This is a genomic window from Actinoplanes sp. NPDC049548, from assembly GCF_040676695.1.
Lineage (GTDB): Bacteria > Actinomycetota > Actinomycetes > Mycobacteriales > Micromonosporaceae > Actinoplanes.
Map to the genome: position 1 here is coordinate 1 of NZ_JBFAPM010000038.1, position 22,735 is coordinate 22,735.

The 22,735-nt window shown below is 71.0% G+C and carries 18 protein-coding genes and 1 pseudogene; 7 read left to right on the forward strand and 12 right to left on the reverse strand.

Features of this window, described 5'->3' with window-relative positions; all coding sequences use genetic code 11:
* Positions 1-119 (reverse strand): annotated as a pseudogene (locus AB0J80_RS37365) (transcriptional regulator NrdR); the annotation flags it as partial.
* 812 nt (positions 120-931) lie between these two features.
* The gene (locus tag AB0J80_RS37370) at positions 932-1,219 is read right to left on the reverse strand and encodes a LysM peptidoglycan-binding domain-containing protein (RefSeq protein ID WP_364714447.1); all 288 of its coding nucleotides are present in this window, start codon (positions 1,217-1,219) and stop codon (positions 932-934) included.
* 352 nt (positions 1,220-1,571) lie between these two features.
* On the opposite strand from AB0J80_RS37370, the gene lexA reads away from it, so the two are divergent.
* Positions 1,572-2,327: a transcriptional repressor LexA gene (gene lexA, locus AB0J80_RS37375; protein ID WP_364714478.1), complete on the forward strand. Its 756-nt coding sequence runs from the start codon at positions 1,572-1,574 to the stop codon at positions 2,325-2,327.
* A gap of 449 nt (positions 2,328-2,776) precedes the next feature.
* On the opposite strand, the gene AB0J80_RS37380 is transcribed toward lexA, so the two are convergent.
* Both AB0J80_RS37380 and hflX read right to left on the reverse strand, forming a co-directional pair.
* Complete coding sequence (locus AB0J80_RS37380; RefSeq protein WP_364714449.1) at positions 2,777-4,828, reverse strand: hypothetical protein; 2,052 nt, start codon at positions 4,826-4,828, stop codon at positions 2,777-2,779.
* A gap of 136 nt (positions 4,829-4,964) precedes the next feature.
* Entirely contained in the window at positions 4,965-6,362 is a 1,398-nt protein-coding gene (gene hflX, locus AB0J80_RS37385) for a GTPase HflX (protein ID WP_364714450.1), read from the reverse strand.
* A 172-nt stretch (positions 6,363-6,534) separates the two neighbouring features.
* Here hflX and AB0J80_RS37390 point away from each other — a divergent pair, with 172 nt between their 5' ends.
* On the forward strand, positions 6,535-7,995 hold the full coding sequence (locus tag AB0J80_RS37390; protein ID WP_364714452.1) for an NAD-dependent malic enzyme: 1,461 nt from the start codon (positions 6,535-6,537) through the stop codon (positions 7,993-7,995).
* On the opposite strand, the gene AB0J80_RS37395 is transcribed toward AB0J80_RS37390, so the two are convergent.
* Genes AB0J80_RS37395 through miaA form a run of 3 tightly spaced genes read right to left on the reverse strand, consistent with a single transcriptional unit; the run spans position 7,956 to position 10,545 of the window.
* Entirely contained in the window at positions 7,956-8,768 is an 813-nt protein-coding gene (locus AB0J80_RS37395) for a glycerophosphodiester phosphodiesterase family protein (RefSeq protein WP_364714453.1), read from the reverse strand. The two genes, AB0J80_RS37390 and AB0J80_RS37395, sit on opposite strands and share 40 nt — an antisense overlap.
* Entirely contained in the window at positions 8,768-9,613 is an 846-nt protein-coding gene (gene dapF, locus AB0J80_RS37400) for a diaminopimelate epimerase (RefSeq protein WP_364714454.1), read from the reverse strand. The genes AB0J80_RS37395 and dapF overlap by 1 nt, the downstream gene beginning before the upstream one ends.
* Before the next feature lie 8 nt (positions 9,614-9,621).
* Positions 9,622-10,545, reverse strand: coding sequence for a tRNA (adenosine(37)-N6)-dimethylallyltransferase MiaA (miaA, locus tag AB0J80_RS37405; RefSeq protein WP_364714456.1), 924 nt, complete (start codon positions 10,543-10,545; stop codon positions 9,622-9,624).
* Positions 10,546-10,717: 172 nt separating this feature from the next.
* Between miaA and AB0J80_RS37410 the strand changes: the two genes are divergently transcribed.
* A complete protein-coding gene (locus tag AB0J80_RS37410; protein WP_364714457.1) occupies positions 10,718-11,926 on the forward strand; it encodes a DUF349 domain-containing protein in 1,209 nt (402 codons plus the stop codon).
* Positions 11,927-11,955: 29 nt separating this feature from the next.
* On the opposite strand, the gene AB0J80_RS37415 is transcribed toward AB0J80_RS37410, so the two are convergent.
* From AB0J80_RS37415 to AB0J80_RS37425, 3 genes are read right to left on the reverse strand one after another with little or no spacing between them, the layout of a single operon-like run.
* Positions 11,956-13,383 carry a GGDEF domain-containing protein gene (locus AB0J80_RS37415; RefSeq protein WP_364714459.1) on the reverse strand — a complete coding sequence of 476 codons (1,428 nt, stop codon included), beginning with the start codon at positions 13,381-13,383 and terminating at the stop codon, positions 11,956-11,958.
* A gap of 40 nt (positions 13,384-13,423) precedes the next feature.
* A complete protein-coding gene (miaB, locus tag AB0J80_RS37420) occupies positions 13,424-14,914 on the reverse strand; it encodes a tRNA (N6-isopentenyl adenosine(37)-C2)-methylthiotransferase MiaB (protein WP_364714461.1) in 1,491 nt (496 codons plus the stop codon).
* Positions 14,915-14,952: 38 nt separating this feature from the next.
* Complete coding sequence (locus AB0J80_RS37425) at positions 14,953-15,438, reverse strand: hypothetical protein (protein WP_364714462.1); 486 nt, start codon at positions 15,436-15,438, stop codon at positions 14,953-14,955.
* A gap of 139 nt (positions 15,439-15,577) precedes the next feature.
* Here AB0J80_RS37425 and AB0J80_RS37430 point away from each other — a divergent pair, with 139 nt between their 5' ends.
* The 4 genes from AB0J80_RS37430 (at position 15,578) to AB0J80_RS37445 (ending at position 18,895) form a co-directional block, all read left to right on the forward strand.
* The gene (locus tag AB0J80_RS37430; protein ID WP_364714463.1) at positions 15,578-16,324 is read left to right on the forward strand and encodes an amino acid ABC transporter ATP-binding protein; all 747 of its coding nucleotides are present in this window, start codon (positions 15,578-15,580) and stop codon (positions 16,322-16,324) included.
* 45 nt (positions 16,325-16,369) lie between these two features.
* Complete coding sequence (locus tag AB0J80_RS37435) at positions 16,370-17,221, forward strand: glutamate ABC transporter substrate-binding protein (protein ID WP_364714464.1); 852 nt, start codon at positions 16,370-16,372, stop codon at positions 17,219-17,221.
* Between the two features lie 118 nt (positions 17,222-17,339).
* On the forward strand, positions 17,340-18,014 hold the full coding sequence (locus tag AB0J80_RS37440; protein ID WP_364714465.1) for an amino acid ABC transporter permease: 675 nt from the start codon (positions 17,340-17,342) through the stop codon (positions 18,012-18,014).
* Positions 18,011-18,895, forward strand: coding sequence for an amino acid ABC transporter permease (locus AB0J80_RS37445; RefSeq protein WP_364714467.1), 885 nt, complete (start codon positions 18,011-18,013; stop codon positions 18,893-18,895). Before AB0J80_RS37440 ends, AB0J80_RS37445 begins: the two co-directional genes overlap by 4 nt.
* 141 nt (positions 18,896-19,036) lie before the next feature.
* On the opposite strand, the gene rny is transcribed toward AB0J80_RS37445, so the two are convergent.
* Together rny and AB0J80_RS37455 are read right to left on the reverse strand one after the other, a co-directional pair.
* Complete coding sequence (gene rny, locus AB0J80_RS37450) at positions 19,037-20,761, reverse strand: ribonuclease Y (RefSeq protein ID WP_364714468.1); 1,725 nt, start codon at positions 20,759-20,761, stop codon at positions 19,037-19,039.
* A gap of 852 nt (positions 20,762-21,613) precedes the next feature.
* Positions 21,614-22,627 carry a hypothetical protein gene (locus AB0J80_RS37455; protein WP_364714469.1) on the reverse strand — a complete coding sequence of 338 codons (1,014 nt, stop codon included), beginning with the start codon at positions 22,625-22,627 and terminating at the stop codon, positions 21,614-21,616.
* Between the last annotated feature and the right edge of the window lie 108 nt (positions 22,628-22,735).

Genomic DNA, 22,735 nt, shown 5'->3' on the forward strand with positions numbered 1-22,735 from the left:
GTCGTGAACCGCTTGCCGCACTCAGGGCAGGACCGACGGCGACGGATCAACTGACCGTCGTCGGCCTCACGCGAGTCGACCACGCGCGAATCGGCGTGTCGGCAGTACGGGCACCGCACCGCTATCCTCCTGTCGCCGGGCTGCCGTCTCCAGGGAGTTGACTGCGGTATCCCCGTGATCCGGGCACGCCGAACATCAGCCCCGCGGTGATCATTTTCCGCCTCGGAGCTGTGGACGAGCCTGTGGATTACGGAGGGACCTGACCCCAACCTGTGGACGACTTACACCCTTGTAACTACTAGATGTTGGGGTCGACGTTAGGCCGATGCGGACCCCGACGCAAGTTCACCGGCGCGTCGGCGCGCCGTATTTTCTACCTCAACACGACGGGTGCCACAGCGGTCACGGGCAGCACCGGATCACCTTGATCAAGATGTTCCGCCCGACCGTCTCCGCACGATGACAGCGTCATGCGGATGGATGGGAGCCGGATGGGGAAGGGCTCGATCAGCGAGCTCGGCGGCCCCGCGGCAGCCCGTCCCCGGTCGCGCCGGAAAGGCGTCTCCTCCCAGGCGCGCCACCTCGATCGTGCGGTAGTCGGAGTTCGCCGACCACCACTCCCTGAGCAGGAAGCTTCACTGCAAGGAGGCGATGCGAACCAAGCCGGCGCCCTATCGACACGTTCCTGGCACAGAACGGCTCGGCGCCGCCCTGGTGCGGGGTGGCGTCATTGGGTGGAGTTCGCTGACTAAGAGGCCGCCGGAGCATGAACGCGGTGGTGACGGACGCCCGCCGTCCTTCACACGCGGCCCGCCGCGCCCTCACGCGCAGCCCGCCGCCCTCTCGCACGCGGCGCCGCCCTATGCGCGCCGAAGGTCCATGCGGATCCCGCACCGGCGGGTCGGCGCTGCATCCGCACCTGAGGACGCGCTCAGTCCCGCCGCGGAACAAGGAGGGCGTCTCCGGCGTACACGGTCGAGCCGCTGATGCCGTTGAGATCCTGGATGTCGTCGATCACCTCGCGGGGTGCGCGGTTCGGGGCCACGCGTTCGGCGATGGACCACAGCGTGTCGTCCGGCTGCACGATCACCGTGGGAAGCGGCCCGCTCTGTGGCTCGTCGGCGCGCGAAGCTGTGGTCCACAACACTGCGCTGGCGAGGGAGGCCAGGAGGAAGAAGAACGTCAGCACCACGACCCGGCCGCGCCGCGTCAAACGCAACGGGGCCGGCCTGCCCTGACGCATACCGGTGACTACCACGGCATATTCCCTTCCTCGCATACGTCCCTCGTACGGACGTTCGATCGAACGCCCGTACGACGGTGTATCAGAACACGCGTACGGAAGTCGAGCACTTCAGGGCGACACGCCGAGAGAAAGTCGTACAGATGTTTGAATCTGTCGTACGTCGCCGATACGGTTCTCCATCAAGAGGGGTCAGCCGGGCGCACGTCCATCCCCACGGCGCATGCCCGGCTCCGCGAGCGCACCACCTGCCCCGAGGGGCGAGTGGCCGACAAGGAGGGCGGACGTGTCGACCGACGACCGGACGAGCCGGCAAGACCAGAAGGACATGAAGCCCGAGGCCACGAACAGCAGAGCAGCCATGCGGCGCCGCACCCCCACCCGGGCACGTAGCGCCGACGGTCCGCAGCTGCGCTCGGTCACCCCGGTGGTCAGCCAGTTCCCGGACCTGGTCACCGCCGACCTGACCGCCCGTCAGCGGCGCATCCTGGAGTTCATCAAGGACTGGGTCGAACGGTACGGCTACCCGCCGAGCGTCCGGGAGATCGGTGAGGCGGTGGGCCTCGTGTCCCCGTCCAGCGTCGCCTACCAGCTGAAGGAGCTCGAGAAAAAGGGCTTTCTGCGCCGCGACCCCAACCGCCCGCGCGCGGTGGACGTGCGGTCGCCCAGCGACATGGTCGACGACGAGACGCTGCGGTCGGCTCGCCCCACTCCGGCTTACGTGCCGCTGGTCGGCCGGATCGCCGCCGGTGGCCCGATCCTGGCCGAGCAGGCGGTGGAGGACTTCTTCCCCCTGCCACGCGAGCTGGTCGGCGAGGGCGACGTCTTCATGCTGGAGGTCAAGGGCGACTCGATGATCGACGCCGCCATCTGCAACGGCGACTGGGTGGTGGTCCGCCAGCAGCCCACGGCGAACGTCGGCGACATCGTGGCGGCCATGATCGACGGCGAGGCCACGGTCAAGAGCTACCGGCAGCGGGACGGACACGTGTGGCTGATGCCGGCCAACCCGGCCTTCGACCCGATCCCCGGCGACGACGCGACGGTGATGGGCCGGGTCGTGGCGGTGCTGCGCCGGGTCTGAGCCGACACGTGGAGCGCGCTTGAGCCGCCGAGCCAGAAGACGGCCCGGCGGCACTGCGCCCAACGGCGACCCAGCCGACCGCCGCGAGCCACCACACCGCCCGCGGCGCTGAGCCCGCCGGTGGCGCGGCCAGCCCCCGCGGACCACCAACACGGCCTACCACGCCGCATCGATCGGTGGCATAGCCAGCCGCCGCGAACGACCAACGGTCCGACGGCGCTGCGACCGCCCCAGCAATGCGCGCCACCGCGATCGACCGAAGGGTCGACGCATGGCGACCGCCCGGGCGAAGCAAGCCGACGCGAACGATCAAACGACGAGGCCGGTCACCACGACTGTGGTGACCGGCCTTCTTGCCTGGCGCATTTTCGAAAGCCTCGCCCGAGAGCGACGAGCTGGCGCGAGCTACGCGCCGAAGAAGCCGCTCACACGCGTCGAGCCGGCGCGACCTAAGCGCCGAAGAAGCCGCTTGGATGCGACGAGCTGGCCTGGCGTCCGTCTCCCGGCGGGGCGGGCGGCGGTGGGGCTCCGTAGACACCACCGGGCCGGGGCTGACCACCCTGCGGCGGCCGTCCCGGTGCGCCACCCGAGCGGCCGGGCTGGTCACCGGCGGGACGGCCCTGTTGGCCGCCGCTCGGGCGGCTCGGCTGACCGCCGGCGGGCCGAGCGGGCTGGCCGCCCTGCGCCGGACGGCCCGGCGCGGCGCCGCCACCGGCACGGCCCTGCTGGCCACCCGCTGGACGACCCGGCTGACCGCCGCCGGGATGCCCTGGCTGTGCGGGACGACCGGGCTGACCGCCGGGCTGCGGCTGACCGCCACCCGCGCGACCCTGGGGACCGCCGGCCGGGCGAGGCCGGCCCGAGGGGGCGGCACCCGGACGACCGGGCTGCCCGGCGGGACCGGAACGACCCGGCTGAGCCGCATTACCCGGACGACCCCCCTGCCCCGCTGCACCGGGACGACCCGGCTGGCCTGCGGGACCCGGACGGCCGGGCTGTGCGGCGGCACCGGGGCGACCGGGGTGTGCCGCAGGACCCGGCTGCCCGCCGGCGCCCGGACGAACCGGTGCGGCGCCCGGACGGCCCGGCTGTGCGCCAGCGCCTGGACGAACCGGTGCCGCGCCCGGGCGGGCCGGCTGCGCAGCTCCCGGGCGTCCCTGCGGAGCGCCTCCTGGGCGTACCGGCGGGGTGGCTGCTCCTGGTAGGCCTGCCGCGCCTCCGTAGACACCGGTGCCCTTTGGTTTGGTGCCTCCGTACACGCCTGGGGCGGATGCTGCCGCGCCCGGGTTGCCGTAGGTGGGGCCTCCTACCGAGAGGAGTTCGGTTTCCGCGTCGCTGGGCTTGGGGCCGGTCTTGCCGGTGGGCTTGTCGGCCGGTTCCGGCTGGGGCTTCTTGCGGGCGCGGACGATGCCGAAGATGCCCGCGCCGACGAGGAGGGCGCCGAGGACGCCGACGCCGCCCACCAGGTAGGTGATGTCGGAGAGGCTCAGTTCGGAGAACCAGCTGGGGCCGTCGGCCGAGGCCGCGCTCTTCTTGGCCGCGTCGGTGTTCGCCTCGACCACCTTGGTGGCCGGCGTGTAGCGGAGGATGTTGTTGACGGAGTCTTCGTCCTCGATGTCGCCGAAGTCGGAGACGGTGGCGAAGGTCTTGCCGTCGGCGGAGTAGGTGATGGCTTCGCCGAAGGGCTCGTTGGGCAGGCCGGTGCCGCGGGGCTTGTTCTTCAGCGCGGCGAGGACGTCGCCGTTGCTGACGTCCCATTCGAAGGCGTCGAGGTACGTGCGGATGACGACCTTGCCGCCGCCGGGGGCGATCGCGGCGCCGGTGACCACGCCCTGGGCGAGGCGGGCGAAGGCGCTGCCCTGGGTGTCCGTGCGCGGGAGCTCGAGCTGGCCGACCTTTTTCAGCGGTACGCCCTCGGTGTTGTTCGTCTTGAGCGCCGCGGTCGGGGTGTAGAGCATCGCCGGCCCGGTGACCTCCTTGGTGATGATGATCGGCCTGCCGTCACCGTCGAGGAGGAGGGCCTCGGCGTCGTGGTAGTCGCCGTCCGGGTACTTGAGGCGGTGGAGCTTGGGCTCCTTGGCGCCGGTGACCGGCATGGTCCAGACGCCGATCGTCTCGCGGTTCTCGGGCGGCCTCTTGCGGACGCCGTTGTCGCCGGTGTCGGCGATCCACAGGGTCTTGCCGTCCGGCGACAGCACCATGTCCTCGGTGTCGCGCGGTCCGTCGCCGCTGAAGGGCACCTTGTTGACGATGTCGCAGGTCTTGTTCAGGTAGAAGACCTTCTGGCGCTGCGCGTCGGAACCGTCGTTGATCACGATGTAGCCGTCGTCGGTCGCCACGATGCCCGAGAGCTCGTTGAGGAGCGGATCGGTGACCTTGCACACCTTCTTGCCGGCCGGTGCTTTCGCCGGGGTTCCGGGGGCCGGTTCGGCTAGGGCGGGCACGGGACCCACCATGACCAGCCCGGAGGCAAGGATCACCGGGAACACGAGACGCCGCATCGGATCAGTGTCGCATGCGGCGTCTCGTGCCGGTGTTACGCGTGGATCAACCGAGGTCGGACGGGGCGCGCCGGGGCACGGAACGGACCCATCGGACACGTGTGCCGCGTCACATCAGGTCCGTTCCACACCGGAGTCAGGCCGTGAACGGTGCCAGCTCGGCGGCGAGCTGCTCGTCGACGCGTACGCGCAGCTCCGTGCCCTCGTCGGTGTGCCGGGTCTCGAGGACCTGACCGCGGCGGTGCACCCGCGCCACCAGGTCGCCCCGGTCGTACGGGAGCAGCACGCGCAGGTCGACCGCCGGCCGTGGCAACCGCTGGGCGATGGCCGCGTGCAGGTCGTCGATGCCCAGCCCGGAGCGGGCCGACACGAACACCGCGTCCGGCCAGGTCCGCTTGAGGCGCAGCATCGTCTCCTCGTCGGCGGCGTCGACCTTGTTCACCACGAGCAGCTCCGGGATGCGGTCGGCGCCGACCTCGCCCAGGACCTCGCGGACCGCCGAGACCTGTCCCTCCGGGTCGGGGTGGGCGCCGTCGACCACGTGCACGACCAGGTCCGCGTACGAGACCTCCTCGAGCGTCGAGCGGAACGCCTCGACGATCTGGTGCGGCAGGTGGCGGACGAAGCCGACCGTGTCGGAGATGGTGAAGACGCGCCCGTCCTCCGCGGCCGTGCGCCGGGTGGTCGGGTCGAGGGTGGCGAACAGCGCGTCCTCGACCAGCACGCCCGCCGACGTCAGCCGGTTGAGCAGGCTGGACTTGCCAGCGTTGGTGTAGCCCGCGATGGCGACGGCCGGCACCCCGCTGCTCGAGCGGCGCGACCGCTTCGTCTGGCGTACCGTCCGCATGGCCTTGATCTCGCGCCGCAGCTTCGCGATGCGGTGGTTGATCCGGCGCCGGTCGGTCTCCAGCTTCGTCTCACCGGGACCACGCGTTCCCACGCCGCCACCGCCTGCGCCGCCGCCGGCGCCACCGCCCTGCCGGGAGAGCGACTCACCCCAGCCTCGCAGCCGCGGGAGCAGGTACTGCAGCTGGGCCAGCTCGACCTGCGCCTTACCTTCCTTGCTCTTGGCGTGCTGGGCGAAGATGTCCAGGATCAGGGCCGTCCGGTCGACGACCTTGACCTTCGTCTGCTGTTCCAGGTTGCGCAGCTGCGACGGGGACAGCTCGCCGTCGCAGATGACCGTGTCCGCGCCCGTGGACAGGACCACGTCGCGCAGCTCCTCCACCTTGCCGCGGCCGATGAAGGTGGCCGAGTCGGGGCGGGAGCGCCGCTGGATGAGGCCCTCGAGCACCTGGGAGCCGGCGGTCTCGGCCAGCGCGGCGAGCTCGGTGAGCGAGTTCTCCGCGTCCGAGACGCTGCCCTCGGTCCAGACGCCGACCAGGACTACTCGCTCGAGCCGCAGCTGCCTGTACTCGACCTCGGTGATGTCCGTGAGCTCGGTGGAGAGCCCGGCGACCCGCCGTAGCGAATGCCGCTCCTCCAGCTCCAGCTCACCCGTGGTGACGTCGGGTTCGAAAAGCTCAGTTCGCAAAAGGTGACCTCCTCAGCCCGATCGTGGCATGCCGGGCGGGCCGGCGCATCCACATAACCGGGCTGAACGTTGTCGCAGAGTGTCTGACTCATCAGTAACCACCGCGATGGCCGCCGTCATTCCCGAAGAGCAACAATGCGGGTACGCACCCGCCAACGACGGAGGGACTCCCGTGGTGACCACCCGCCTGCCCAGCGCAGGATTCTCGATCACGATCCGGATCGCCGTGACCGCCGACGCCTCGTCCATCGGCCGGCTCACCACGTGTGTGGGTGAGGCGGGCGCGATCGTGACGGCGCTCGACGTGGTGGACTCCGACCCCTCCCGGGTCCTCGTCGACCTCACCTGTGACACCGCCGACTCGACCCACGCCGACCAGGTCGTCAAGAACCTGGAGGAGCAGGAGGGCGTCGACGTCCGCAAGGTCTCCGACCGTACGTTCCTGCTGCACCTGGGCGGCAAGATCGAGGTGTCGTCCAAGGTCGCGCTGCGCAACCGCGACGAGCTGTCGCGGGCGTACACGCCGGGGGTGGCACGGGTGTGCATGGCGATCGCGGAGAACCCGGCGGACGCGCGCCGGCTGACCATCAAGCGCAACACGGTCGCCGTCGTCAGTGACGGCTCGGCGGTGCTGGGGCTGGGCAACATCGGCCCGGCGGCCGCGATGCCGGTGATGGAGGGCAAGGCCGCGCTCTTCAAGCGCTTCGGCGGGGTCGACGCGTGGCCGGTCGTGCTCGACACGCAGGACACCGACGAGATCGTCAGGATCGTGAAGGCGATCGCGCCCGCGTACGGCGGCATCAACCTGGAGGACATCGCCGCGCCGCGCTGCTTCGAGATCGAGATGCGGCTGCGCGAGCTGCTGGACATCCCGGTGTTCCACGACGACCAGCACGGGACCGCGATCTGCGTGCTGGCCGCGCTGACGAACGCGCTGCGGGTGGTGGGCAAGAACCTGGCGGACGTCAAGGTGGTCGTCTCGGGCGCGGGTGCCGCGGGTACGGCGATCATGAAGCTGCTGCTGCGCCAGGGCGTGGGCGACATCATCGCGTACGACCGCAGGGGCGCCCTGCACCGCGGCATGGACGACATGACGCCGACGTGGCAGTGGCTCGCCGAGAACACCAACCGCGACAACTACTCCGGTGACCTGCCCGGCGCGATCGTCGGCGCGGACGTCTTCATCGGGGTCAGCGCGCCCAACCTCCTCACGGGCGCCGACATCGCGAAGATGGCGGACAAGTCGATCGTGTTCGCGCTGGCCAACCCGGACCCCGAGGTCGACCCGCGGGAGGCGCGGCAGCACGCCGCCGTCGTGGCGACCGGCCGCTCCGACCAGCCCAACCAGATCAACAACGTGCTGGCGTTCCCCGGCGTGTTCCGCGGCATGCTCGACGTGAGCGCCGAGGAGTTCACCGAGGAGATGGCGCTGGCCGCGGCGATGGCGATCGCGAACGTGGTCGGCGAGGACAAGATCAATCCGACCGTGATCATCCCGAGCGTGTTCGACGCCCGGGTCACCCCTGCGGTGGCGGCGGCCATCCGCGCGACGGTGAAGGGCACGCCGGCGCCGCACAATGTGGCCGCGACACCTCAGGCCGAGCTCGAAGAGGCCCCCGAAGAGACATTCTGAGCCCAGCCGGTGAGTTCACCGGTGTGGTCGGAGATCAAGCCGGCCACACCGGCCTCGACCAGGTCGGGCCAGAGCGTCATGTCGTTCGCCGTCCACGGCATCACCGCCACGCCGGCGCCGGCCAGCGCGGCCACCGTCTCCGGGGAGCCGAGCACCGCGGTCATGGACGGGTTGCAGAAGCTGACGCCGAGCTCCCGCGCGACCTCCACCTGCGAGGTGTCGAAGCCGTCGCGCAACAGACCCCGGCGCACGTCGGGGGCGGCCTCGCCGACGAGGCGCACGATCGCGGGATCGAAGCTCTGCACAACGGTACGGGTGAGCAGCCCCGCGTCGGCGACCTGCCCCACGATGAACTTCACCTGCTCCAGCGTGGCCGGCGGCTTGATCTCCAATAGCAGTTCCACCCGGGGCACCACGGAAGGCGTGACCCCCGCGTCCCCTGCCGACGCGGCGAGGACGGCGTGCGGGCGCAGCAGCTCCAGAACCTCCGTCAGCCGCGGAACGCGGACCCCGGCGTACGCGGGCGAGAACCATGAGCCGGCGTCCAGCCGGGAGATCTCGTCGAGGGTCAGCTCCCAGACCTTGCCCGACCCGTCGGTGGTGCGGTCCACCGTACGGTCGTGGATGACCACCGGAACGCCGTCGGCGGTGGTGCGCACGTCGAACTCGATGAACGTGGCCCCGGCCAGGACGCCGGCGGCGAGTGCGGGCAGCGTGTTCTCCGGCGCGACGGCGCTGTAGCCGCGGTGCGCCACGCGGTGCAGCATCCCCATCAGGCGAACGCCGCCACGTCGATCTCGCCGGTCGCCACCAGCACCGCCGGGCCCGCCAGCCACCAGCGTCCCTCGTCGTCGGCGGTGACGGTGAGCCGGCCGCCCGGCACGTCCACCGCGACCACGCCGGTCTCGCGGCCCGCGTCCCGCAGCGCCACGGCGCCGACCGCGAGGGCCCCGGATCCGCAGGACAGGGTCTCGGCCGAGCCGCGCTCGTAGACCCGCATGTGGACGTGCAGGTCGGCGCCGTCGACGGGCGCGCCGGGGGTGGTGAACTCGACGTTGACGCCCTCGGGGAACAGGCCGGTGTCGTAGCCCGGTGCCACGTGCAGGTCCAGCGACTCGAGGGTCACCCCGTCGTGCAGCGCGCTGACCAGGTGGGGGTTGCCGCAGTCCACGGCCAGCCCGGGCACGGTCAGCGGGCCCACGGTCGCCGTGCCGGCCGCGTACACCCGGGGGCTGCGCATGTGGACGGAGATCAGGGACTCACCGACGACCGCGCGCACGACGCCGGCCCGGGTGGCGACCGGCAGGCCGTCGGGGCCGGCCGTCGCGAGGCCCTGGCTGATCAGGTAGCGGGTGAAGACGCGCACGCCGTTGCCGCACATCTCGGCGATCGAGCCGTCGGCGTTCCAGTAGTCCATGAACCACTCGGCGTCGCCCGCGTGGCCGGCGCCGTCCGGGTGCTTGGCGCTGCGCACGACGCGCAGCACGCCGTCCGCGCCGATGCCGCGGTGACGCTCGCAGAGCGCCGCGACGAGCGACGGCGTCAGGTCGAGCGCCCCGTCGGGGTCGGGGAGGATGACGAAGTCGTTGCCGGTGCCGTGGCCCTTGGTGAACAACACGAGGTCCATCATCGCGCAGCCGCGCCGCACGCTGCCAACGCGTCCTGCGTCAGGGTGGCGGAGGCGCCGTCGAGCCAGGTCACCCGGGGGTCGCGGCGGAACCAGGAGCGCTGGCGGCGGACGAAGCGGCGGGTTCCGCGTACGGTGTCCGCCTTGGCCTCCTCCTCGGTGAGCACACCGTCGAGCTGGGCGAGCGCCTGCTGGTAGCCCAGCGCGCGGCTCGCCGTGCGGCCCTCGCGGAGGCCGGCGCGGTCGAGCTCGCGGACCTCGTCGATCAGGCCCGACGCCCACATCACGTCGACCCGCTCGGCGATCCGCCGGTCCAGCTCCTCGGTGTCGCGGTCGATGCCGATCTGCACGGCGTCGTAGTAGGGCCGGGGCTCGGGCAGGGCCGCGGTGAAAGGCGCACCGGTCATCTCGATCACCTCGAGGGCCCGGACGATGCGCCGCCCGTTGGACGTGAGGATCCGTGCGGCGGCGTCGGGGTCGGCGGCGCTCAGGCGGGCGTGCAGGCGCGCCGGGCCGGATTCGGCCAGCTCCGCCTCGAGCCGTTCCCGGATGGCGGGATCCGTGCCGGGAAATTCGAACTCCTCCAGCACGGCCCGCACATACAACCCCGAACCCCCGACCAAAACGGGTACGCGGCCCCGCGACGCGATGTCCTCGACGGCCGCCCGAGCCGCCTCCTGGTACTCCGCGACGCTCGCCGGGAACGTGACGTCCCAGATGTCCAGCACGTGGTGCGGGACGCCTTCGCGCTCGTCGGGCGGGAGTTTGGCGGTGCCGACGTCCATCCCGCGATAGAGCTGCATCGAGTCCGCGTTGACCACCTCGCCGCCGAGGGCGTGGGCAAGCGCGAGGCTGAGCGCGGTCTTCCCGGCGGCGGTGGGCCCGACGACGGCGACCACCCGGGGGGATGGGAGCAATGGCACGGAGTCACCGTAACGGGCTGGTCACGGTCATCCTCGGGCGCTTCCCCGGAACCGGGTTGGACCTGTGACAATGCGCGAGAAAGAATGCCGATGGAACAATGGCATTCGGCTGCGCTATGGCGGCGGTCACGGGCAGCGAGGCCCACGACGCCGGGAGAACGAGGATGGGCTCATGAACGACTGGACGACCTTCGGGCGCGCGGATGCCGACGGCACCGTGTACGTGAAGACGGCCGAGGGCGACCGCGTGGTCGGCTCATGGCAGGCGGGCACCCCCGAAGAGGGCCTGGCCCACTTCGCGCGGCGCTTCGCGGACCTGGTCACGGAGGTCGACCTCGTGGAGGCCCGGCTCAAGTCCGGCGCCGCCGACGCGTCGCACTCGCTGAGCAGCATCAAGCGGCTGCGGACCACCCTCGACGAGGCGCACGTGGTCGGCGACATCGACGGGCTCGCGGCCCGGCTGGACCGGCTGACCGCCATCGCCGAGGAGAAGGCCGGCGAGGCCAAGGCCGCCCGCGAGGTGGCCCGCACCGAGGCGCTCGCCCGCAAGACCGCCCTGGTCGAGGAGGCGGAGACGATCGCCGCCGAGGCCACCGGCTGGAAGAGCGCGGGCGACCGGCTCAAGGAGATCCTCGACGAGTGGAAGACCATCCGCGGCGTCGACAAGAAGACCGACGGCGAGCTGTGGAAGCGCTTCGCCGCCGCCCGTGACGGCTTCACCCGCCGCCGCGGCGCCCACTTCGCCACCCTCGACGGTCAGCGCAAGCAGGCGCAGTCTGCCAAGGAGGAGCTGGTCAAGGAGGCGGAGAGCCTCGCCGAGTCCAGCGAGTGGGGACCGACCGCGGCCCGGCTCAAGGAGCTGATGAGCGAGTGGAAGGCGGCTCCGCGCGCCGCCAAGGAGGCCGAGCAGCGCCTCTGGGAGCGGTTCCGCGCCGCCCAGGACGCCTTCTTCACCCGCCGCAGCGAGGTCTTCTCGGCCCGCGACGCGGAGTACAAGGGCAACCTCGAGAAGAAGCAGGCCATCCTCGCCGAGCTCGAGGCGATCGACGTGGACGCGGATCCGCGCGGCGCCCAGAACAAGCTGCGCGACGCCCAGGCCGCCTGGCACGACGCCGGCCGGGTGCCCCGCGAGTCGTCCGCCTCCCTGGACCGCCGCTGGCGGGCCGCCGAGGAGCGCATCCGGGTCGCGATGGACTCGGCGTGGCGCAAGACCACCCCGCAGGACAACCCGCTGCTGCGGCAGATGCGCGAGCAGGTCGCCGAGGCCGAGCAGCGCCTGGCGCGGGCGCAGGCGGCCGGTGACAGCCGACGCATCAAGGAGGCCGAGCAGGCCCTCGCCTCCAAGAAGCAGTTCCTGGCTCTGGCGGAACAGGCCAACTGAGCGAAGGGCCCCGGGCGCGCGCCCGGGGCTCACGCCATGGCGAGGCTGAGGGCGCCCACGGCCTTCGACTTCTTCGCCCGGTACATCGCGAGATCCGCCTGACTGATCAGGTCGTCCGTGGTGGCGTCCGCGCCCGCAACGGCCGCGCCCGCGCTGACCCCGACCCGGACCTGCTCCCCGCCCACCGGGATGGGCTCCCGGACCATCGCGCCGACCCGGTCGCAGACGGCCTGGACCGCCCGGTGCGGGTCGTCGTCGCGGCACACGATGACGAACTCGTCGCCGCCGAAGCGGCTGACCAGGTCGGTCTCCCGCAGGCAGCCGCGCAGCCGCGCGGCGACCGCGATCAGCAGCTCGTCGCCGGCGGCGTGGCCGAGGCGGTCGTTGACCGGCTTGAACCCGTCGAGGTCGCAGAAGATCACGGCCACCCCGGGGCCGGCGGCCAGGTCGTCGGTCACCCGTTGCCGGCACGCCGCCCGGTTCGGCAGCCCGGTGAGCGGGTCGGCGGTCGCCAGCCGCAGCAGTTCCCGCTCGGCGCTGCGGCGCTGGGAGGCCAGCCGGGCGACCCGCAGCATGACGAGCGGGACCAGCGTGGCCGAACCGACGGCGATCAGGACGCCGTCGGCCGGAAGCCCCAGGATCACCCGGCCGCCGCCGACGACCGGGACCAGGGCCAGCATCAGGCCGAGGAACCACAGCCGGCCGGTGGTCAGGTCGTCGCGCGGAACCGGCCCGGGCTCGGTGATCCGCTCGGCCGACGGGTGCAGGGCGGCGCAGCCGATGCAGACGTACGAGAGCAGGAACGGCACGTTCGCCCAGTCCGGGAAGAGGTGCGTGACCAGGTCGGTGGTGGCGACGAGGACGACGTTGGCCACCATGCAGGTGGCGAGGCCCGCGGCGAACAGCCACACGGCGGGGAGCGGCTCGGGCGACACCAGGGCGACGCGCAGCAGTGCGCCCAGGATGCCCATCATGACGAAGACGTTGACGAACAGGAAGATCTGCTCGACCGGGGGAAGGCCGGCGGCCTCGTGGAAGGGCAGGAACACGACCTCCCACAGCACGCCGCCGAGCGCCAGCGACGTGATCGCCGCGTCGATCACCCCGCCGAGGTCGCCGCGGCCCCGGCGCAGGACGACCGCCACGGCACCGCCCAGCAGCACCAGGTACCCCAGCCCGTACAGCACGGCGGAGTACGAGTCGTCACCGCTCACGTCCGGGACGAGATAGGCGGAGCGGACCCAGGCCACGTTGCCCGCGTCGAGCACGCCGACCGCGGTCAGCAGCAGCCACCAGGGCAGCCGGGCCTCCCGCTTGCCGCGGCGCAGTCCGCGGACGACCGCCGGGATCGCCGCGAAGGTCACCAGCAGGAACGGCACCGGCCGCAGGCCCGCCGGAAGCGTCAGGTACGCCCCGATGAGCGCCAGCGACACGACGGAATACCCGCGGGACGACACGGCTGACCCATCGGTCGCGCCGGTGGCGAGCTGAGGCCTCCTACAGCGCGCAGCCGCCGGTGGTGGCGGGCAGCGGCGCCGGGACACCGACGGTCGGCAGGCCCAGGGACACCCCGGGCATCTTCGGCAGGCGCCCCGCCTCGTACGCGTCGCCCGCGCGGGTGCGACGGTGACTCAGCGGCTCGCCGTCGGCGTTGAGGTGGTGCGGGGCCGCGTACGTGATCACGGTCTCGACGATGTCCCCGGGCCGCGGGGTGGTGCCGCCCGTGGCGAAATGCACCAGGCGGCCGTCGCGGGCCCGGCCGCTCATCCGGCCCGTACGCTCGTCCTTGCGCCCCTCGCCGACCGCGACCAGGACCTCGACCGTCTCCCCCACCAGGCGCTTGTTCTCCGCCCAGGTGATGTCCTCGAGGGTGGCGATGAGCCGCTCGTAGCGCTCCTGCACGACCTGCTTCGGCAGCTGCTCGTCCATCGTCGCGGCGGGCGTGCCCGGACGCTTCGAATACTGGAACGTGAACGCGCTGGAGAAGCGGGCCTGCCGCACCACGTCGAGGGTGCGCTCGAAGTCGTCCTCCGTCTCGCCGGGGAAGCCCACGATGATGTCCGTGGTGATCGCGGCGTCCGGCATGGCGGCCCGGACCTTGTCGATGATGCCGAGGTACTTCTCCGAGCGGTAGCTGCGGCGCATCGCCTTCAGCACCCGGTCGGAGCCGGACTGCAGGGGCATGTGCAGCGAGTGGCAGACGTTCGGGGTCTCGGCCATCGCCGCGATCACGTCGTCGGTGAAGTCCTTGGGATGCGGGCTGGTGAAGCGGACCCGCTCCAGCCCGTCGATCTCGCCGCAGGCGCGCAGCAGCTTGCCGAACGCGAGGCGGTCGCCGAACTCGACGCCGTACGAGTTGACGTTCTGCCCGAGCAGCGTGACCTCGAGGACGCCCTCGCGCGCCAGGGCCTCGACCTCGGCCAGGATCTCGCCCGGGCGGCGGTCCTTCTCCTTGCCGCGCAGCGACGGCACGATGCAGAACGTGCAGGTGTTGTTGCACCCCACGGAGATCGACACCCAGCCCGCGTACGTCGACTCGCGCTTGGTGGGCAGGGTCGACGGGAACACCTCGAGCGCCTCGAGGATCTCGACCTCGGCCTCCTGGTTGTGCCGGGCGCGCTCGAGCAGCGCCGGCAGCGAGCCGATGTTGTGGGTGCCGAAGACGACGTCGACCCAGGGCGCGCGCTTGACGATGTCGCCGCGGTCCTTCTGCGCCAGGCAGCCGCCGACGGCGATCTGCATGCCGGGGTTCCTGAGCTTCGTGGGACGCAGGTGACCGAGGTTGCCGTAGAGCCGGTTGTCCGCGTTCTCGCGGACCGCGCACGTGTTGAAGACCACGACGTCGGCCGCGTCCGCGTCCGACGCGCGGACGTAGCCCGCGTCCTCCATCAGGCCGGAGATGCGCTCGCTGTCGTGCACGTTCATCTGGCAGCCGTACGTGCGCACGTCATAGGTGCGGGGCGCGGCGCTCTGCGGGGTCTCAGTCATGGCAATTGACCAGGGTAGTCCCCCGCGACGCCGAATCCCTAAGCGGCTGCCGGGCGCTCCGGGGCCGACGCCGGCTTCCACCTCGAGCGCGAACAGCCGGGCCCGGCCGCGCACTCCGGGTCGGAGCCGGTGCACGGGCGTACGTGGCGGTGCTCCGTACCGTCGTCGGTCTCGACCTCGTCCACGTGCACGGCCCGCAGCGTGCCGTCGGGCTCGGCCAGGACGTACCTCGTGGGGTTGAGGGTGTCGTCGGGCAGCAGGAGGTCGGCGCCGAGCCGGACCGCGACGGCGCTGGCGGTCGTCGCCTCGGCGAAGTCGCCGGGGGTGAGATAACAGTCGATCTGTGTGGGGAAGTCGCCGCCGATGTGCCAGACGTCGCACAGCACGGCGTCACCGGCGGGAGCGTCCAGTGTCGTCACCGGACGTTGCAGGGCGCCCGAGACGGCCGCGCGGACCGTTCGCGGGTCGAGCGTGCCCGCGGCGCACCAGTTCCAGAGACCGTCTGTCGGATCGGCGTCAGCCATACCGCTCATCGTGGACATCCCTTCCCGCGAGCACCTGCGGTGTTACTGCTCCGTGACCATTCTCGGCGCGAACCGATACACCCGTCCCCCTAGAGTGACCCCATCCGAGTGAACCCAACGACGGGACGGTGGTCAGACGGTGACGACGAGTGAGCCTCTCATCGTTCTGGAGCACGTCGACAAGCACTTCGGCCCGTTGCACGTTCTGCAGGATGTCAGCCTCTCCGTGGCCCGTGGCGAGGTGGTCGTCGTGATCGGACCGTCGGGGTCGGGCAAGTCCACGTTGTGCCGTGCGATCAACCGTCTGGAGCCCATCGACTCGGGCACCATCACCTTCGACGGCCGCCCGCTGCCCGCCGAGGGGCGGGCGCTGGCGCGGCTGCGCAGCGAGGTGGGGATGGTCTTCCAGTCGTTCAACCTCTTCGCGCACAAGACCATCCTGCAGAACGTCATGCTCGGCCCGGTCAAGGTCCGGCGGGAGAAGGCCGATTCGGTACGGGAACGCGCGATGAGCCTGCTCGAACGGGTCGGCATCGCGAACCAGGCCGACAAGTACCCGGCCCAGCTCTCCGGTGGCCAGCAGCAGCGGGTGGCCATCGCCCGCGCCCTGGCCATGCAGCCGAAGGCGCTGCTCTTCGACGAGCCGACCAGCGCCCTCGACCCCGAGATGGTGGGCGAGGTGCTCGACGTCATGACGTCGCTGGCCAAGGAGGGCATGACCATGGTCGTCGTGACCCACGAGATGGGCTTCGCCCGGCACGCCGCGGACCGGGTGGTCTTCATGGCCGACGGCCAGCTCGTCGAGGAGTCCACCCCCGCCGACTTCTTCGAGAACCCGAAGAGTGAGCGCGCCCGCGACTTCCTCTCGAAGATCCTCACGCACTGATCCGTCCATTCCGGACACCGTTTTTCCCCTAGGAGGAGTGTGGCGATGCGCATCACCCGATTGACGGCTGTGGCCGGGGCGTTCGCCCTGGCGATGGCCGCGGCAGCATGCGGCGGAGACGACAGCGGCTCGGGTTCGGCCAAGGGCATCGTCGACAAGGCGAGCAGCCAGAAGAAGCTGGTCGTCGGCGTGAAGGCCGACCAGCCGGGCCTCGGCCTGCAGACCGGTGGCACCTACACCGGCTTCGACATCGAGATCGCGAAGATCATCGCCAAGGGACTCGGGGTGCCGGACACCGGCATCGAGTACAAGACCACCGTGTCGGCCAACCGTGAGCCCTTCATCCAGCAGGGCCAGGTCGACATCGTCGTGGCGACGTACACGATCAACGACGAGCGCAAGAAGGTCGTCAACTTCGCCGGGCCGTACTACATCGCCGGCCAGGACCTGCTGGTGCCGACCGACTCCACGATCACCGGACCGGAGGCGCTGGCCGGCAAGAAGGTCTGCTCGGTCTCCGGCTCCACGCCGGCCAAGCGGATCCAGACCGACTACAAGGACGCGTCGCTGCAGCAGTTCGACTCGTACTCCAAGTGCGTGCAGGCGCTGGCCAACAAGACGGTCGACGCGGTGACCACCGACGACATCATCCTCGCCGGCTACGCCGCCCAGGAGCAGTACGCGGGCAAGTTCAAGGTGGTCGGCAAGAAGTTCAGCGACGAGCCGTACGGCATCGGCCTGAAGAAGACCGACACCGCGGGCTGCAACAAGATCAATGACATTCTGAAGGCGGCGGCGACGGACGGCTCGTACAAGGCCGCCTGGGACAGCACGCTCGGCAAGAGCGGCAAGCCGGCCCCCGAGCTGGACGTCACCAAGCTGACGAACTGCAGCTGAGCGACCGCGACGCGGGCGGGGCCGGTGTGAGTGCCGGCCCCGCCCGCCGTTCCTGTTCCTTCGGCGTCGCTGCGCGGCGCTTGTTCTGTTCCTTCGGCGTCGCGAGGAAGCGAGGGTGATGGACGTCTTCTCCGATCCCACCAACATCGATACGTACGTCACCGGGTTCCTCTGGATCCTCAAGCTCACCGCCGCCGCGACGGTCTGCGCCCTGGTGCTCGGCGTCATCCTGGCCGCGATGCGGGTCTCACCGATCCCCGTGCTGCGCGGCTTCGGCACCGCCTGGGTCATGATCTTCCGGAACACGCCGCTGACGCTGATCATCTTCTTCTGCTACTTCGGCCTGTACTCGGCCCTCGGCGTGACCCTGTCCGAGGACCTCGTCCTCAACAATTTCTGGCTCGGTGTCGTCGGCCTCTCCGTCTACACCGCGGCGTTCGTGTGTGAGGCCATCCGCTCCGGCATCAACACGGTGCCCGCCGGGCAGGCCGAGGCGGCCCGCGCCGTCGGCATGTCCTTCCTCCAGACCCTGACGATCATCATCCTGCCGCAGGCCGGGCGGGCCGTGATCGCCCCGCTGGGCAGCATCTTCATCGCCCTCGCCAAGAACGCCACGATCGTCGGCACCATCGGCCTCATGGAAGCCTCGAGCGCGATGAAGGACCTGATCAACGCGAACGGCGACGCCGTGATCCCGATCTTCCTCGTCTTCGCCGGCACCTTCGCCGCCTTCCTCATCCCCACCGGCTACCTCTTCGGCTGGCTGGCCAACCGTCTGGCGGTGAAGCGATGAGCGGCAACACCGACGCCGTCCTCTACGACCACCCGGGGCCGCGCGCGAAGATGCGCAGCCTGGTGCTCACCGTCGTCTTCGGACTCGCCGTGGTGGGCCTGCTGTGGTGGATCTACCGCAAGTTCGACGAGAAGGGCCAGTGGGCGGCCCCGCTGTGGCGCCCCTTCCTCGAGAGCTCCACCTGGACCGACTACATCCTGCCGGGCCTCTGGTCGACGATCAGCGCGGCCGCGGTCGCCATGCTGCTGTCGCTGGTCTTCGGCCTGGTCTTCGCCGTGGGGCGGCTCTCCGACCACCGGTGGATCAGCATCCCGGCCGGCGTGGTGGTGGAGTTCTTCCGCGCCGTACCGCTGCTGCTCATGATCTTCTTCATCTTCTACGGCATCCCGTTCCTGACCGAGGAGCCGATGCCGCCGTTCTGGGCCGTCGTCGCCGGTCTCACCCTCTACAACGGCTCCGTGCTGGCGGAGGCGTTCCGGGCCGGCATCCGCGCGGTGCCCCGGGGCCAGAGCGAGGCCGGCTACGCCATAGGCATGCTGAAGAGCCAGGTGATGCAGGAGATCCTCGTGCCCCAGGCGGCGCGGGCGATGCTGCCGGTGATCGTCAGCCAACTCGTCGTGCTGGTGAAGGACACCGCGCTCGGCTACATCATCGGCTACACCGAGCTGCTGCAGAACGGCGTCAACACGCTCGGCGCCAACTTCGGCAACATCGTGGCCGCGGCCATGGTGGCAGCGGTCATCTACATCCTGCTGAACGCGTCGCTGACCTACGTCGCCGGGGTTCTGGAGCGGCGCACCCGGCGCACCGGACGGGCACCACGCGTCCGCGCCGCGGTGGTCGCCACCGACGGTGGCCGAGTAGCCGAACCCCAGGGTTGAGGGTGACCACTCGCGCAGCATGAAGGGTGCGGGTAGCTGTTCTGGAGCGTCAGCTCCTCGGCTGCCCGCGCCCGGCCTCGACGGGAGTGACGGTCTGCACCACCCACTGAGGCTACGACATCCAGATCTTGACTTTGGTCCTCAGCGGGCCAGTTCGGTGACGCGGGACTCGCGGACGACCGTCACCCGGATCTGACCCGGGTAGGTCAGCTCCTCCTCGATCTGCTTGGCCACGTCGCGGGCCAGAACAGCGGCGCCGATGTCATCGACGTCCTCCGGCCGGACCATCACCCGGATCTCGCGCCCCGCCTGCATGGCGAAGACCTTGTCGACCCCCGCCTTGCCGCCGGCGATCTCCTCGATCCGCTCCAGGCGCTTCACGTACGCCTCCAGGCTCTCCCGGCGCGCCCCCGGGCGCCCACCGGAACAGGCGTCCGAGGCCTGCGTGAGAACGGCCTCGATGGTCTGCGGCGGCACCTCGTTGTGGTGCGCCTCGATCGCGTGGACGACATCCTCGGACTCGCCGTACTTGCGGGCCAGATCCGCGCCGATCAGCGCATGACTGCCCTCGACCTCGTGGGTGAGCGCCTTGCCGATGTCGTGCAGGAAGGCCGACCGCTTGATCGTCGGCACGTCCAGGCCCAGCTCGGCGGCCATGATCCCGGCGATGTGCGCGGTCTCCACGAGATGCTTGAGCACGTTCTGCCCGTAGCTGGTGCGGTAGCGCAACCGGCCCAGCAGCGTCGACAGCTCCGGGTGGATGTCGGTGATCCCGACGTCGACGAGCGCCTCCTCGGCGGCCCGCTCACACAGCCGGTCGACCTCGTTCTTCGCACTCTCGAAAACCTCTTCGATGCGATGCGGATGAATCCGGCCGTCCAGCACGAGCTTCTCCAGCGTCAACCGGCCGACCTCCCGGCGCACCGGATCGAAGCAGGAGAGCAGCACCGCCTCGGGAGTGTCATCGATGATCAGGTTCACCCCGGTCGTCGACTCGAACGCCCGGATGTTGCGCCCCTCCCGGCCGATGATCCGCCCCTTCATCTCGTCGCTGGGCAGATGCAGCACGCTGACGACGCTCTCGGCCGTCTGCTCACTGGCGATACGCTGAATCGCGTCCACGACGATGTGCCGGGCCCGGGTGTCGGCGGTGCGCTTCGCCTCGGTCTCGATGTCACGCACGAGAATGGCGGCCTCCCGCTTGGCCTGCCCTTCGATGGTCTCGATCAGCTCAGCCCGGGCCTGCTCCCCGCTCAGGTTGGCGATCCGCTCCAGCTCCCGCCGGTGCTGCTCCTCGGCCTCGGCAAGCTCGGCCTCCCGCGCGCTCAGGGCGCCCTCGCGGGCGGTCAGATCGGCGTCCATGGCGGCGAGGCGACGCTCCCGCTCGACGAGCCGCTCCACCTCCTCGGCGTGCAGGCGCTCCCGCTCGTCGATCCGGGCGGCCCGCCGCTCGACCTCCGCGGCCTGCTCCTTCACGGTCGTGTTGAGCAGCGCGACCTCACGCTCGCCGCTGCGCCGGGCCGCGATGCGAACCTGCTCGGCATCGGACTCGGCCTGGCGGTGGGCGTGCTCGAGAATCGTGTCGGCCTCCTCGTGCGCCGACTCCAGAACCCGCCGGGCCTCGGCCCGGGCGGCGGTCGCCTCGGCCTTCGCGGCGGCGACTTCCGCGCGTACGGAGGCAGCCTTCGCGTTCGCGTCATCGACCTTGGCCTTGGCGGCGTGCAGCGTGCGTTCCCGGTTCTCCTGATCGGCGGAACGGGAATCCTGGAGATGGCGCAGCGCCCGGGTGCCGAGTATCAGGCCGGTGACCACGGCTCCGGCGAGAAGGACGACCGTTACTACGAGCACCCAGTCCAGGGGCGTCATCTCGCCGCTTCTCCCTTCGCCACGCCGCAGGCTCTGCGGGCCGGTTCTTGTCCTGCGCGAAGCGCGGGCGTTCCGCACGGGCGCGGGGCGTCTCGCGGTAAGCGAGGCGACTCGTGCCGAGCGCGGGTAAGGGATGCCCGACCAAAGGCTGGTGACCGCGAGTGGTTGGTGCTGCCGCCCGCCGCGGTCTGCGGGTGGCTTGGCATCGCCGGCGGGCCTTGGGCCGGTTCGGCCCTTCAGCCTTGGGCCGCTCCGACATGCGCCGGTTCGGACGTGCGCCGGTTCGGGCCGGCGTCCACCGGCTTTGGCTGCCTCTTCACCAGTGATCCCGGGCATGGGTCAACTCGGGCCGAACCGCCGACGTCCGCTCGAGCCCAGGCTCGGGGCCCGGGTTCCAGCTACGCCTGCCGGTTCCTGCCGACCGTGACCGGTATGCCAGTTCTGCCTGGTGCTGACCTCCCTGAGCCGGTCGGCGGCCCAGCGCCACCCTTGCGCCTCGGGTCCGCTGTGTGACCCTGCACGCTCGGGATCGCCCGGCGTCGCCAGCAGTCCGCCGGACGTCCCCATTGCCGGGTTCGCCGTCGGCCGCCCGCTTGCCGGGAGTGCCGAGTCCACCGGAAGGGCGGTCGGCTGGCGGCGATGGGGTCGCCGGGCCTCCCGTCCAAGACCGGAAGTGATGCCGAAAAGTAATGCGATCTATGTTGTGCGCTTAGCCTTCGATGGTCGAGCAAACCTTGTGTAACGCGAGGCTAGGTCGCGAGAGCCGGTTCGGTCAAGGACTCATGATTCGGCAGCGGATGGGACGTACGGCACAGACCCGCTCAGCCCCTGCTCACGCAGGGTGAGGGCATTTCAGGCGTAGCGGGCCCAGACGTCGCGCATCGGCTCCCACTTCTCACCGGTGCCCTCTTTCCAGAACGCGAGAAGGTACGCCGCGACCGGCGTGGCGTTGTCGTCCCACCAGATGCCGGCCACGGTACGCCCCGAGACCTTGTAGGCGTACTCGACGTAGTTGCCGTTCGTGCGCCCCGAAGGAGTGGCCCGCTCGGCAGCCGCCCCGACGCCGGGTGTGAGCGTACGCGCGTCGACGTTCTGGCCCAGCGTGGCGACCCGCGCCTTGTCCCGGTCCGCGGTGGTCGCGTACTCGACGAAGATCACACTCATGGCGTCCATCTCGCAGCGGACCCGGACCTTCTCCCCCCGGTTCAGCTTCGGCCCGCTCTTCTCACCGCTCCGCGAGCAACCCGAAAGGTGCGGAAGCCAGCCCTCGGCGACGCTCCCCAGCGACCCGGCGAACTTCGGCTGGTTGATCGCGATCTGGTTCTGCTCGTAGACGCCCTGGCTCGCGCTGGGAGTCGGGCTGGGAGCGGCAACCGTAGGCGTGGGCGCCGGGTCATCGTGGGCGCCGGAGCGGCCCAGGAACCAGCCGCCCGTACCGAAGATCAGCAAACCGGCGACCAGGCCGGCGAGGGCGGGAAACAGGAAACGGCCACGGGGTTGCTTGGGGGTGGGCTCGATGCGCGGGCCGGAGCCGTAGCTCGGGCTGACCTCGAACCCGAATCGATCCGGGGTCTCGGCGAGGTAGGGGTCGGAGGTCCCGCCGGCGCCGCTGGTCGGACCGAAGCGGTTCGGGCTGGCGGGCGCGCTCCCGTAGGAGTCCCCGGCGCCGCTGGTGGGGTCGAAGCGGTTCGGGCTGGCGGGCGCGCCCCCGTAGGAGTCCCCGGCGCCGCCGCCTGCGCCGCTGGTGGGGTCGAAGCGGTTCGGGCTGGCGGGCGCGCCCCCGTAGGAGTCCCCGGCGCCGCCGCCTGCGCCGCTGGTGGGGCCGAAGCGGTCGGGGCCGCCGAGGTCGAGGCCGTACTGGTCCACGCCTGCGCCGGAGGTCGGCGTCGGAGACCAGGCCGGGGGTCCGGAGGCGGGACCTGCCCCCGACGTGGGGGTCGGCGTCGGAGACCAGGCTGCGGTTCCGGTGGCGGG

Coding starts and splice junctions, on each gene's coding strand:
- lexA (WP_364714478.1), top strand. CDS start 1,572: ATGAAGCCCGAGGCCACGAACAGCAGAGCAGCCATGCGGCGCCGCACC.
- AB0J80_RS37380 (WP_364714449.1), bottom strand. CDS start 4,828: ATGCGGCGTCTCGTGTTCCCGGTGATCCTTGCCTCCGGGCTGGTCATG.
- AB0J80_RS37395 (WP_364714453.1), bottom strand. CDS start 8,768: ATGGGGATGCTGCACCGCGTGGCGCACCGCGGCTACAGCGCCGTCGCG.
- AB0J80_RS37410 (WP_364714457.1), top strand. CDS start 10,718: ATGAACGACTGGACGACCTTCGGGCGCGCGGATGCCGACGGCACCGTG.
- miaB (WP_364714461.1), bottom strand. CDS start 14,914: ATGACTGAGACCCCGCAGAGCGCCGCGCCCCGCACCTATGACGTGCGC.
- AB0J80_RS37425 (WP_364714462.1), bottom strand. CDS start 15,438: ATGGCTGACGCCGATCCGACAGACGGTCTCTGGAACTGGTGCGCCGCG.
- AB0J80_RS37435 (WP_364714464.1), top strand. CDS start 16,370: ATGCGCATCACCCGATTGACGGCTGTGGCCGGGGCGTTCGCCCTGGCG.
- AB0J80_RS37440 (WP_364714465.1), top strand. CDS start 17,340: ATGGACGTCTTCTCCGATCCCACCAACATCGATACGTACGTCACCGGG.
- AB0J80_RS37445 (WP_364714467.1), top strand. CDS start 18,011: ATGAGCGGCAACACCGACGCCGTCCTCTACGACCACCCGGGGCCGCGC.
- rny (WP_364714468.1), bottom strand. CDS start 20,761: ATGACGCCCCTGGACTGGGTGCTCGTAGTAACGGTCGTCCTTCTCGCC.